An 11,622-nucleotide genomic window follows, 5' to 3' on the forward strand; every position below is an offset into this window, starting at 1 on the left:
GAGGATTCCCCGTGACCGTGCCGGGGTGGGCCGCGTGTCGTTCGGGTCGATGGCGCGGGGATCTTCACAGGCGGGTAGCGTTCGAGGTGTGGTAGCGCCGGACCCCGTCGACGCCCGTCTCCTGGCCATGATCGCCGAGATGGGCCGTGCCGCCGTGCACGAGGTGGCCGCACGGTTGGGCATGGACCCGCGGGAGGCCGCCACCCGGCTGATCACGTTGTCCGGGAGCGGGTTGCCGCTGCTCGTCGGCGTCGAGTGCGACCCGAACGGCATCCGCAAGGCGCTGGCCAACAGCGTGGCGTGGGGCAACTACTCCGGGCCCGGGGGGCAGGCCGTCCGCGGCACGCCCAGCGGACCGTACCCGCCCGGCCCCGGCACGGTGCACGGCACGCCGTCCGGCTCCTACCCCGGCTACCCCGGTCCGCAGGGACCGCCCAGCACGCCGTTCCCGGCGCAGCCGCAGACCGGGCCGCAGCCGACGCCGTCCGGGCCCGTGCGCGTGCCGGAGCCGATGAGCACCTGGGGCGTGCCCGGCACGTCCGGGTGGGCGCGCGGCGACCAGGCCCCCGCGCCCCGCGCGCGCACCGGCAAGATCGGCAGCACGCTGGAGACCGAGGGCCTGGAGGGCGCCCGGTTCACGATCCAGCTGGTCGAGGTCGTCGACCCGGCGGACTTCCTGTTCACCGCGGCCGGCTACAAGCTGGCCGCCGGCGAGCGCGCCGTGGTCGTGCACACGGAGCTGGCGAACATCGGCCAGGTGCCGTTCAACGCCCTGCCCGACATGTACCTGGTGCTGATGACCAACAAGGGTGAGACGGTCGGCAAGGCGCCGGTGTCGCTGTCCTCCCGGCCGCCGCACAAGATCGGCGTGCAGCCGGGCGAGACGGCCGGCGGTCACACGGTCTACGTGCTGCCGGAGGACACGGTGATCTTCTCGGTCCGCTGGAGCTCCCGCCCCGAGACCGACCTGAACACCCTCGTCTGGACCATCGAAGACTGACCCGAGAGTCCTACGTCCAGCGCGCGAGAGTCCTACGTCCACGCACCCTGAATTCAACACTCAGGACGATCGGCCGTGCGCTGAGCGTTGAACTCAGGTGCTCTGGACGTAGGACTCTCGCGCCACGAACGTAGGACTCTCGCGGTGGAGGTGGGTGGGCCGGTCAGGCGGGGGTCGGGGCCGGGTCGGAGTCGCGGGTGATGCCCACGTCGCCCCTGGTCAGGGTGGCGAACACGAGGACCGCCAGGAGGGTCGCGCACGCCATCACGGTCACCATCGGCAGCACGCTCGCGGAGCCGCCCGCGCCCACCAGCGGGGCCATCAGGCCACCCACCAGGAACGTCGTCACGCCCAGCACGGCCGACGCGCTGCCCGCCGCCTCCGGGTGCCGCGCCATCGCCAGCGAACCCGCGTTCGGCATGAGCAGGCCGACGCTCATCGTCAGCACGAACAGCGGCGGCAGGAACGTGGCCAGCCCGCCACCCACCAGCCCGCCGACCAGCAGGCCCACCCCGCCGACGGCGGCGCCCGCCAAGCCGATCTTGAGCAGCGGACGGGGCATGATCCGGCCGGTCAGCCTGGTGTTGAGCAGGCCGGCCAGCACGATCGCCACCGAGTTCGCGCCGAACACCAGGCTGAACTGCTGCGGCGTCAGCCCGTACACGCCCTGGAGCACGAACGACGCGCCGGCCACGTAGCCGAACAGCGCGCCGAGGGCCAGGGCCGACGCCACGGCGTAGCCGACGAACTTGCGGTCGGCCAGCAGCCCGCGGAACACCTTGATCGTGAGCATCAGGTTCGCCGGACGCCGCTTGTTCTTCGGCAACGTCTCCGGCAGGCCGACCGCCAGGGCGATCAGCAGCGCCACCCCGACCACGGCGAGCGTGACGAACGTGCCGCGCCAGCTGGTGAACCGCAGCAGCTGGCCGCCCAGCACCGGCGCGATCACCGGCCCGAGGCTGTTGACCAGCATCATCAACGACATGAACCGGGCCATGGCCAGGCCCTCGAACCGGTCGCGCGCCACCGCCATCGCCACCACGAACCCGGCCGCCACGCCGAGCCCCTGCAACAGCCGCAGCCCGGACAGCGCCAACGCGCTGGGCGCCATCGCGCAGAACAGCGAGACCACGACGTAGCTGCCGATGCCGACCAGCAGCGGACGCCGCCTGCCCCACGAGTCGGACAGCGGACCGACCAGCAGCTGCCCGACCGACAGGCCGATGATGAACGTGGTCAGCGACAGCTGGATCTGGGACTCGGTCGAGCCGAAGTCCCGCGCGATGCCGGGGAACGCCGGCAGGTACGTGTCGATCGACAGCGGTCCGAGCAGGCACAGGGTGCCCAGGAGCGCCACGAGTCGGGACCTGTTGTCCATCCACTCTCCCCGGATCGTCTGGCAAAAGCTTCGCAAGCCAAACGATCCGGGGAAAGCGATATGGCACACATCACGCGTCAGGCGCAAGACTTTCGGCGGAACGGGTCAGTAACCCTCTGCCCGCAGCAGTTCCAGCGCGTCCGCCAGGTCGTCGGGGTACTCGCTGGTGAACGACACCCACTGCCCGTCGGCCGGGTGGTGGAAGCCGAGCGTCCGGGCGTGCAGCCACTGCCGGGTGACGCCGAGCCGCTTGGCGAGCACCGGGTCGGCCCCGTAGGTCAGGTCGCCCACGCACGGGTGCCGCAGCGCGGAGAAGTGCACGCGGATCTGGTGCGTGCGGCCGGTCTCCAGGTGCACGTCCAGCAGCGACGCGGCCCGGAACGCCTCCACCACCTCGTAGTGGGTGATGCTCGGCTTGCCGTTGGCCATCACGGCGAACTTGTAGTCGTGCTTGGGGTGCCGGTCGATCGGGGCGTCGATGGTGCCCTTGATCGGGTCCGGGTGGCCCTGCACGAGCGCGTGGTAGAGCTTGTCGACCGTCCGCTCCTTGAAGGCGTGCTTCAGGGCCGAGTAGGCGCTCTCGCTCTTGGCGACCACCATGACGCCGGTCGTGCCGACGTCCAGCCGGTGCACGACGCCCTGGCGCTCGGCGGCGCCCGAGGTGGCGATGCGGATGCCGGCGGCGGCCAGGCCGCCGACCACGGTGGGACCGGTCCAGCCGGGGCTGGGGTGCACGGCCACGCCGACCGGCTTGTCGACCACGATCACGTCGTCGTCCTCGTGGATGATCTTCAGACCCTCCACCGGCACGGCCTGCACCTGGATCGGCCGCTCGGGCTCGGGGAGGGTGACCTCCAGCACCGAGCCCGCCACCAGGCGGTCGGACTTGCCCGCGGGCTGCCCGTCGAGCACGACGTCACCCGATTCGGTCAACGCGGCGATCACCGTGCGGGACAGGCCGAGGAGCTTGGCCAGACCGGCGTCCACCCGCATCCCGTCCAAGCCGTCCGGCACGGGCAGGGTCCGGTAGCCGCTCATGCGCCCGCCTTCTTCCCGCTGGGGTTCTTCTCCACGCGGGTGCCGTCGTAGTCGCGCTGGAGCAGCGCCATCAGCACGATCACGCCGCCGCCCACGCAGATCGCGGAGTCCGCGAGGTTGAACACCGGGAAGACGTTGCCCCACGGGTCGAGGACCGAGATGAAGTCGACCACGCCGCCGCGCAGCGGGCCGGGGGCGCGGAAGATCCGGTCGACCAGGTTGCCCATCGCGCCGCCCAGCACCAGGCCGAGGCCGACGGCCCAGCCGACCGACCGCAGCCGGCGCGCGATCCACAGGATGAACACGACCACGCCGGCCGCGATCAGGGCGAGGATCACCGTCCAGCCCTCGGCCAGGCCGAACGCGGCACCGGTGTTGCGGATCAGCGGCAGGTAGAGCAGGCCGCCGAGCAGCTCGACCGGGTCACGGCCCTCCAGGTTCTCCACCGCGATCATCTTGGACACGAGGTCGAGCGCCAACACGAGCGGCGCGATGACGGCCAGCAGCAGGACCCGTCGCTTGGGCAGCGGTGCGTCGGGTCGGTCCGGCTGGTCGTCGTCCGGCTCGGTGTTGGGATCGGTGCTCACCGGGCCATTGTCCAGCATCGGCGTCAGCGCAGGAACGGCGGGAGCGCGCGCTGGTCGTCCACCGGGGCCCAACGGCCGTCCCGGAGCTCGTACTCCCACCGCGAGCCCTCGGTGACGAGCGTGCGCAGCGCGGCCACGAACCGGTCCACGTGCTCCTCGGTCGTGCCCAGGCCGATCGAGGCGCGCAACGCCCGTTCGCCGTGGGTGAGCCGGTGCACGGCGACGTGGGCGCAGAACGCGCCGTCGCGCACGCCGATGCCGTGCTCGGCGGACAGGGCGGCGGCCAGGTAGCCGGCGTCCTGACCGCCGACGGTGAAGCTCACCACGCCCACCCGGTCGTGGTCCGGGCCGAACAGCGCCAGCTCGTGCGCGCCGGGCACGGTCCTCAGGCCCGCCCGGAGCCTGGCCAGCAGCGTCCGCTCGTGCGCGGTGGTCTGCTCCCAGTGCCTGCCCAGCACGTCGCACGCCACGGCCAGCGCGTGCACGCCCACCACGTTCGGCGTGCCGGCCTCGTGCCGCTCGGGCACCGCGGACCAGGCCACGCCCAGCCGGTCGCCGTGGTCGGTGACGCGGGCCGTCGCACCGCCGCCCACCAGGTACGGCTCGGCGGCCTGCAACCAGTCGGACCGGCCGACCAGGACGCCCGCGCCGAACGGGGCGTAGACCTTGTGCCCGGACAGCACGGTGTAGTCGACGTCGAGCGCGCGCACGTCCACCGGCCGGTGCGGCGCGAGCTGGGCGGCGTCCAGGACGATCCGGGCGCCGTGCCTGCGCGCGACCCGGGCCAGCTCGGCCACCGGCCACACCTCGCCGGTCACGTTCGACGCGCCGGTCACCACGACCAGGCGCGGGCCGACGGGCGCCTCGCGCAGCGCCCGGTCCAGCTCCAGCACCGCGCCGGCGGGCGAGGGAGGCGTGCGCAGCCGCCGCACGTTCGGGCCGCGCCACGGCAGCAGCGCGGCGTGGTGGTCGGTGTCGAACAGGATCACGGCGGTGCGCTTCGGCAGGCTCCTGGCCAGCAGGTTCAGCGCGTCGGTGGTGTTGCGGGTGAAGACGACGGCGTCGGTGGCGCGGGCGTTGAGGAAGCGGCGGACCGACGCGCGGGCCTGCTCGTAGACCTTGGTGCTGACCTGCGAGGCGAAGCCCGCGCCCCGGTGCACGCTGGCGTACCAGGGCAGCACCTCGTCCACCGCGTCGCGGACCTGCTCCAGGCAGGGCGCGCTGGCCGCGTGGTCGAGGTTGGCGTACTCGACGCGCTCACCGGTCACCACGGGCACGCGCAGCGCGGCGCCGACGACCGTGGGAAGCGCGGCGGCGGGAGGTGCGGCGGCGAGTGCGGTGGGGAGCTGCTGCTGGGGGACTGCGATCGTCATGACGCCCTCCGGGGGTCCGGGACACCCCACCCGAGAGGGAGCCCGCGCTTGCCGGACGCCCTGCGCGCCGGCCAGGTCCTCACCAGGGGCACCCCACCGCGGTAGGAGGGTTGCCGGCCAGCGAGCCTGGGCTTCGCGCTGGCACTCATGACCTTCGTCCCGAAGCTAACCCGGACCGCACGCCCGCGTCGAGCGGTGTTCACATCCTGGGAGCGTCACGGCAGGCCGGCGTCGCCCATCCAGCGCGCGAACCGGCCGGCCCGGTCGACGGCCCGGATGCGCTGCTCGGTCGCCGTCCGCATGGCCTCCGTGCACACCACGAGGAGCTGGTCGTGCACCTGGAGGCGGGTCGTGGGCTGGGGGGTGAAGCCGTTGTCGTCCCGGACCACGAGGCTGACCGACGAGCCCGGCGGCAGCCGCAGCTCGGACAGGTACACGCCGTGCAGCTTGGAGCCGGGCTGGATGCGGACCTGGAGCAGCTCCGCGCCCAGCTCGTCGAGGGCCGACGAGTCGACCTGCACCTCGTGGGCCTCCCCGGACTTGACCAGCTTCAGCCACTTGGCCAGCCACGGCAGCGTCGTCCCCTGCACCACGGTCAGCACCACGACCAGCACGAACACCGCGTCGACCAGGTTCTGCGCGCCCGGCACCTGCCCGATCAGGGGGATCAGCGCGAACACGATCGGCACGGCGCCGCGCAGCCCGGACCACGAGATGAACACCTGCTCCCGCCACGGCACGCGGAACGGCAGCGCGGCGAACAGCACCGACAGCGGTCGGGCCAGCAGCACCAGCACCGCGCCCGCGACCAGGCCGGGCACCAGCGCGTCGAGCAGCCGACCGGGCGAGGCGTACAGGCCGAGCAGCACGAACAGCCCGATCTGGGCGATCCAGCCCAGCCCCTCGGCGAACGACAGGGTGTCCGACCGGTGCGGCAGCCGGGCGTTGCCGAGCACGAGGGCGGCGATGTAGACGGCGAGGAAGCCGGACGCGTGCGCCAGGTCCCCGACGGTGTAGGCGAGCAGGCACACGGCGACCGTGGCCAGCGGGTACAGGCCGGTGGCGGGCAGCGCGGCCCGGCGCAGGCCGACGCCGCCGAGCCAGCCGAGCACGACGCCGACCACGGCGCCCGCGACCAGCTCGTAGCCCATCAGCAGCGGCGCGGTCCAGGTGATCGGGTCGGGCGCGGCGAGCAGCACGACGGCGATGTACACCGGCGCGTCGTTGATGCCGGACTCCAGCTCCAGCGCGCCGACGAGCCGCTGCCGCACACCCACCCCGCGCAGCACGCTGAACACGGCGGCGGCGTCGGTGGACGACAGCACCGCGCCCCACAGCAGGGCCGTGCGCCAGTCCATGTCGAGCAGGAAGTGCAGCGCGAAGCCGGTGACCGCGATGCTCACGCCCACGGCGACGGTCGACAGCGCGATGCCCAGTCCGAGCGCCGGTCTGACCGCGCTCCACCGGGTTGTGAGACCACCCTCGGTGAGGATCAGCACGAGCGCGGCCGTGCCCAGGGAGCGGGTCAGGCCCGCGTCCTCGAACTGGATGCCGAGCACCGCCTCGCCCAGCAGCACCCCGATGGCGAGGTAGAGCAGCAGCGACGGCAGACCGAGCCGGATCGACACCCTGACCGCGAAGACCGAGAGCAGCAGAACCGCGGCGGCGATGCCGAGGACGCCCGTCACACCGCCCACTCGACCTCCACGCTCGACAACCCGTCATCACCCGACAGGGTCATTCTCCCCGGCGACACCGAGATGGACGAATCCGGCAGCGCACGGAGCGTCACCAGCCGAACGCCGGTAGCGCGAATCGCGCACGGCCGGGCATGTTGACCACGGGTCCGCCGCCCCGGTCACCTCCACACCCTGCGGGAGTAAACCGTGAAGTTGCGAACGATCTCCACCGCGCTGGCCACCGCCGGCGCGCTCCTCGGCTCCGGCGTCGGCGCGGCCACCGCCGCGCCGCCCGCCGTCCTGGCCGCGCCGAACATCTCCGTCTCCGCCGTCCAGGCCGACCTGGCCCAGCTCCAGAGCATCGCCAACGCCAACGGCGGCAACCGGGCGCACGGCCGGCCCGGCTACCTCGCCTCGGTCAACTGGGTGAAGTCCAAGTTGGACGCCGCCGGGTTCACCACCCGCGTGCAGTCGTTCACCAGCAGCGGCGCCACCGGTTACAACCTGATCGCGGACTGGCCCGGCGGCGACGTGAACAACGTGGTCATGCTCGGCGGGCACCTGGACAGCGTCTCGGCCGGTCCCGGCATCAACGACAACGGCACCGGCTCGGCCGGGCTGCTGGAGGTCGCGCTGGCCGTGCGGTCCACCGGCTTCCAACCCACCAAGCACCTGCGCTTCGCCTGGTGGGGAGCCGAGGAGCTCGGTCTGGTCGGCTCGACCTACTACGTGAACTCACTGTCCACAACGGACCGGTCGCGGATCGACGCGTACCTCAACTTCGACATGATCGGCTCGCCGAACCCCGGCTACTTCGTCTACAGCGCGTCCGGGCAGCCGTCCGGGTCGGTGCAGCTCCAGCAGCTCCTGCAGGACTACTTCGGCTCGATCGGCGTGGCCACCGAGCTGACCAGCGTGGGCGGGCGGTCCGACCACGCGGCGTTCGCGCGGGCGGGCATCCCGGTCGGCGGCACGTTCACCGGCGCGGAGGGCATCAAGACCTCCGCGCAGGCGCAGAAGTGGGGCGGCTCGGCGGGCGTCGCGTTCGACCGCTGCTACCACCGCTCGTGCGACACCTCGTCGAACGTCAACGCGACCGCGCTGGACCGCAACGCCGACGCCATCGCGAACGCCGTGTGGGCGCTGGCGGCCTGACCCGCCGGCTCCCCTAGCCGTCGAGCAGCCGCGCCAGCACGTCCGCGGCACCGGCCGGGGCGGGGTCGACCTGCACGACCTTGTCCCGGCCGCGCTCGCCGGTCACCACCTCGACGTCCTGCTTGCGCACGCCGAACGCACCGGCCAGCGCCTTGCGCACGGCCTCGTTCGCCTTGCCCTCCACGGCAGGCGCGGCGACCGCGACGACCAGCGCGCCGTCACCCCACCGGCCGCCGACGGCCTCGCGCTTCGCGCCCGGCTTCACCCGGACGACGAACCGGAACGGCTCAGGCACGGCACATCACGACGGTCAGCGTCTCGTCCAGCAACGCGCGCCGCGCCTTGACCACGTGCGGCGTGGACGACAGCAGTTGCGCCTGCCCCAGGTAGACCGAGTACGCGAGCACCGCCCGCTGCTGCGCCACCTCGGCGTCGAACCCCAGCTCGCGGAACAGCTCCTCCAGGTAGCCGAGGCGGCGGTCGGTGACGCGGCCGAGCACCGGCGCCACCGCCGGGTCGTCCTTGGCCGCCAGCATGGCCAGCTCCACCGCGCTGTCGCGGACGTCGTCCAGCACCGTGGCGAACAGCAGCCGCAGCTTCCCCTCCGGGTCCCCGGCCGACTCCACGGCCTCGATCACCGCCTCGGTGTGCTCGCGCTCCCAGCGTTCGAGGGTGGCCTTGAGCAGCGCCTCCCGGTTGGGGAAGTGCCAGTAGGCGCTGCCCTTGGTCGCGCCGAGCCTGGCCGCCAGCGGTTCGACCGCGACCGCCGACACCCCGCCCTCGGCCAACGCCCGCAGCGCCACCGCGGTCCAGTCGTCCCGTGTCCGCCGTGCCATGACTCCGTACGCTACCGTACGGTAACCACCATACGGTTGCGTACGGAAGAGGGCGCGATGATCGTGAACGTGCACACGCGGCGGATCCCCGGCAGCGCGGACCTGGTCGACCGGATGGTCGAGCTGTGGCCCGACCGGTGGCCGCCGCTGGTCCTGGACCGGCCGCTGGGCGTGGGCGCGGACGGCGGGCACGGCCCCATCCGCTACCGCTGCACCGAGCACGTGCCCGGCCGGCGGATCGCGTTCGCCTTCTCCCCCGGGTTCCCCGTGGTCGGCACCCACGTGCTGGAAGCGGTGCCGGGCGGGTTGCGGCACACTCTGACCGGTCGGCCCCGCGGCCTGGCGCGGCTGTGGTGGCCCCTGGCCGTGCGGTGGCTGCACGACGCGCTCATCGAGGACCTGTTCGACAACGCGGCCCGCGCGGCCGGTCACCCGCCCGTCCACCCGGCCCGCTGGTCGCCGTGGGTCCGGCTGCTGCGCGCGGCGGCCAGGAGGGGCGCCCGGCGGCCCGCCTGACCGGATTTCCTCCACAACCCCCGGTCTCGTCCGTCTACCCGGTACCGGACCGGAGGGAGGAGGGTTCGTGACGCCGGAGGAACCCGACGACCACGCGGCCACCTTCAGCGACTTCTACCACCGCGAGCGCACCCGGCTGTTCCGCTTCGCGGCGGTGATGTCGCCGCACCTGGACCACGAGTCCGCGGTGCAGGAGGCGTTCGTCGGCGCGTGGCGCAACTGGCCGGTGATCGCCCCCGGGTCCAGGCGTGCTTGGCTGGTGAGGACGATCCGCAACCTGCTGGTGGACCAGGCCCGCCGGCGGGAGCGGCCGGGTGACCTCACCGACGAGGTCGTGGCCCGGCAGCGCGGCACGTACCGGATCCTGGTGCCCAAGCAGCGGGACGCCGAGACGTGGCACGAGCTGGTCAGCACGCTGGCCGCCGTCGCGAACCTGCCGGACCACCTGCGCACCGCGCTGGTGCTGCGGTTCTGGGACTTCGACGACGACGAGATCGCGGACGTGCTGGGCTGCCGGAGGGCGTCCGTGCGGCGGTACGTCTCGCACGCGCGGGCCAAGGTCAGCGAGCAGGTCGGCAACGAGGAGCGACGGGTGCGCGGCTCACCACGCGGGAAGGGGACGTCATGACCGACGAGCTGGACCCCAGGCTGGACCACCTGCGCGCCGAACTGACCGAGGCCATCCCCGAGGACCCCGGCACGGACGACCTCGGCGTGGCGGCGATCATGGCGCAGGCCTCGGTCTACGAGCGGCAGGCGGCGCTGGTCGTGGCCGCGCGCGCCGGGTCGCGGTCCGCGCTGGACTCGCTGGTCGCGGAGCTGACCCCGCTGGTGTGGCACGTGGCCAGGGGCAACGGTCTGGACGAGCCCACCGCCGAGGACGTCGTGCAGACCGTGTGGCTCAGCCTGCTGCGCCACCTCGACCGCCTGGTCGAACCCCGCGCCGTGGCGGGCTGGCTGATCGTCGCCACCCGCCGCGAGGCCCAGCGCGCCTGGCGCGACCGCAACGGCCGCCCCGCCCTGTCCACCGACTCCGCCGTCGACATGCCCGACGACCGCTGGCTGCCGGAACCGGAAGCGCTGCGCGACGACCGCGACCGCCGCCTCTGGCGCTGCTTCAACGCCCTGCCCCGCCGCTGCCAGGAGCTCCTCCGCCTGACCGTGCTGGCGGGCCGGGCCGAGTACCGGGCCGTCTCCGAAGCCCTCGCCATGCCCAAGGGCTCCATCGGCCCGACCCGCGGCCGGTGCCTGAACCAGCTCAAGGCCCGCCTCGAAGAGGACGACGTCCGCTGAGGCATCACGCTGCGGAACCGGCACTAGGCCGTTCCGGTAAGTGAATTGTCGGCTGAATCAACCGAATGACCGACGATAGTTGGCGAGAACGATCCCTACGTTGAGACACGAGCCTCGCGGCTTCCCCTGCAAGTCCCCTGTGTGCGAGGAGTCATCGTGTTGAGGAAAGCACTTCTGTCGTTCGCGTTGGCCGCGGCCGCGGCCATCGTCCCGCTCAGCGGTCAGGCGTCGGCCGACCAGGCAGCGGTCCAGCAGTCGCCGCCCACCGCGGCGGCGGTCACCGTCTACTACGACACCACCAGCGCGCCCACCTACCGCAGCGCCATCCGCCAGGGCGCCAGCAACTGGAACTCGCGCGTCACGAACGTCAAGCTGGTCGAGAACGCCGCCGCCGCCACCCTGCGGTACCGCGAGGGCAACGACTCCCGCGGCTCCTGGGCCAGCACGAACGGCCACGGCAGCGGCACCATCTTCATCGACCACACCCAGGCGCGGCAGTACTACGTCGTCCGCATCACCGCGCACGAGACCGGCCACGCCCTCGGCCTGCCCGACCACTACTCCGGCCCCTGCTCGGAGCTCATGTCCGGCGGCGGCCCCGGCACGTCCTGCACGAACGCCTACCCGAACTCCACCGAGGCGAGCCGGGTCAACAGCCTGTGGGCCAACGGCTTCATGGGCACCTACGAGTGGAAGACGATCTACGAGCAGCTCCCGGTGATGGCCGGCTGACCGTCGGACGGGGTGGTGGGCCGCGGCCCACCACC

General features: G+C 72.8%; 13 protein-coding genes and 1 riboswitch. Of the genes, 6 read left to right on the forward strand and 7 right to left on the reverse strand.

Features of this window, described 5'->3' with window-relative positions; genetic code table 11:
- Nucleotides 1–88: 88 nt before the first annotated feature.
- Nucleotides 89–1,000 (forward strand): AsnC family protein, encoded by a 912-nt coding sequence (locus tag AB0G02_RS08145; RefSeq protein ID WP_360791153.1) that lies wholly within the window; start codon nt 89–91, stop codon nt 998–1,000.
- 163 nt (nt 1,001–1,163) lie between these two features.
- On the opposite strand, the gene AB0G02_RS08150 is transcribed toward AB0G02_RS08145, so the two are convergent.
- From AB0G02_RS08150 to AB0G02_RS08170, 5 genes are all read right to left on the reverse strand, one after another.
- A complete protein-coding gene (locus AB0G02_RS08150; protein ID WP_360791156.1) occupies nt 1,164–2,378 on the reverse strand; it encodes a multidrug effflux MFS transporter in 1,215 nt (404 codons plus the stop codon).
- A gap of 105 nt (nt 2,379–2,483) precedes the next feature.
- On the reverse strand, nt 2,484–3,416 hold the full coding sequence (locus AB0G02_RS08155) for an RluA family pseudouridine synthase (protein ID WP_360791159.1): 933 nt from the start codon (nt 3,414–3,416) through the stop codon (nt 2,484–2,486).
- Nucleotides 3,413–4,003 (reverse strand): signal peptidase II, encoded by a 591-nt coding sequence (gene lspA / locus AB0G02_RS08160; RefSeq protein ID WP_360791162.1) that lies wholly within the window; start codon nt 4,001–4,003, stop codon nt 3,413–3,415. The genes AB0G02_RS08155 and lspA overlap by 4 nt, the downstream gene beginning before the upstream one ends.
- Nucleotides 4,004–4,026: 23 nt before the next feature.
- Nucleotides 4,027–5,376: an aminotransferase class V-fold PLP-dependent enzyme gene (locus tag AB0G02_RS08165; protein ID WP_360791165.1), complete on the reverse strand. Its 1,350-nt coding sequence runs from the start codon at nt 5,374–5,376 to the stop codon at nt 4,027–4,029.
- A gap of 39 nt (nt 5,377–5,415) precedes the next feature.
- Nucleotides 5,416–5,529, reverse strand: a riboswitch (SAM riboswitch).
- A gap of 62 nt (nt 5,530–5,591) precedes the next feature.
- Nucleotides 5,592–7,073, reverse strand: coding sequence for a potassium/proton antiporter (locus tag AB0G02_RS08170; RefSeq protein ID WP_360791168.1), 1,482 nt, complete (start codon nt 7,071–7,073; stop codon nt 5,592–5,594).
- 189 nt (nt 7,074–7,262) lie between these two features.
- On the opposite strand from AB0G02_RS08170, the gene AB0G02_RS08175 reads away from it, so the two are divergent.
- Nucleotides 7,263–8,210: a M28 family metallopeptidase gene (locus AB0G02_RS08175; protein ID WP_360791171.1), complete on the forward strand. Its 948-nt coding sequence runs from the start codon at nt 7,263–7,265 to the stop codon at nt 8,208–8,210.
- A 13-nt stretch (nt 8,211–8,223) separates the two neighbouring features.
- On the opposite strand, the gene AB0G02_RS08180 is transcribed toward AB0G02_RS08175, so the two are convergent.
- Nucleotides 8,224–8,505, reverse strand: a complete 282-nt coding sequence (locus AB0G02_RS08180; protein WP_360791174.1) for a DUF167 domain-containing protein — start codon at nt 8,503–8,505, stop codon at nt 8,224–8,226.
- Nucleotides 8,498–9,046 carry a TetR/AcrR family transcriptional regulator gene (locus tag AB0G02_RS08185; RefSeq protein ID WP_360791177.1) on the reverse strand — a complete coding sequence of 183 codons (549 nt, stop codon included), beginning with the start codon at nt 9,044–9,046 and terminating at the stop codon, nt 8,498–8,500. The genes AB0G02_RS08180 and AB0G02_RS08185 overlap by 8 nt, the downstream gene beginning before the upstream one ends.
- Before the next feature lie 57 nt (nt 9,047–9,103).
- Between AB0G02_RS08185 and AB0G02_RS08190 the strand changes: the two genes are divergently transcribed.
- The 4 genes from AB0G02_RS08190 (at nt 9,104) to AB0G02_RS08205 (ending at nt 11,587) form a co-directional block, all read left to right on the forward strand.
- Nucleotides 9,104–9,562 (forward strand): SRPBCC family protein, encoded by a 459-nt coding sequence (locus AB0G02_RS08190; RefSeq protein WP_360791180.1) that lies wholly within the window; start codon nt 9,104–9,106, stop codon nt 9,560–9,562.
- Between the two features lie 67 nt (nt 9,563–9,629).
- Nucleotides 9,630–10,190 (forward strand): sigma-70 family RNA polymerase sigma factor, encoded by a 561-nt coding sequence (locus AB0G02_RS08195; protein ID WP_360791183.1) that lies wholly within the window; start codon nt 9,630–9,632, stop codon nt 10,188–10,190.
- A gap of 98 nt (nt 10,191–10,288) precedes the next feature.
- Nucleotides 10,289–10,855, forward strand: coding sequence for a sigma-70 family RNA polymerase sigma factor (locus tag AB0G02_RS08200; protein ID WP_360791189.1), 567 nt, complete (start codon nt 10,289–10,291; stop codon nt 10,853–10,855).
- Between the two features lie 156 nt (nt 10,856–11,011).
- Nucleotides 11,012–11,587, forward strand: coding sequence for a snapalysin family zinc-dependent metalloprotease (locus AB0G02_RS08205; protein WP_360791186.1), 576 nt, complete (start codon nt 11,012–11,014; stop codon nt 11,585–11,587).
- Nucleotides 11,588–11,622 lie beyond the last annotated feature (35 nt).

The sequence above is a fragment of the Actinosynnema sp. NPDC023658 genome (assembly GCF_040639995.1).
Taxonomy (GTDB): domain Bacteria; phylum Actinomycetota; class Actinomycetes; order Mycobacteriales; family Pseudonocardiaceae; genus Actinosynnema.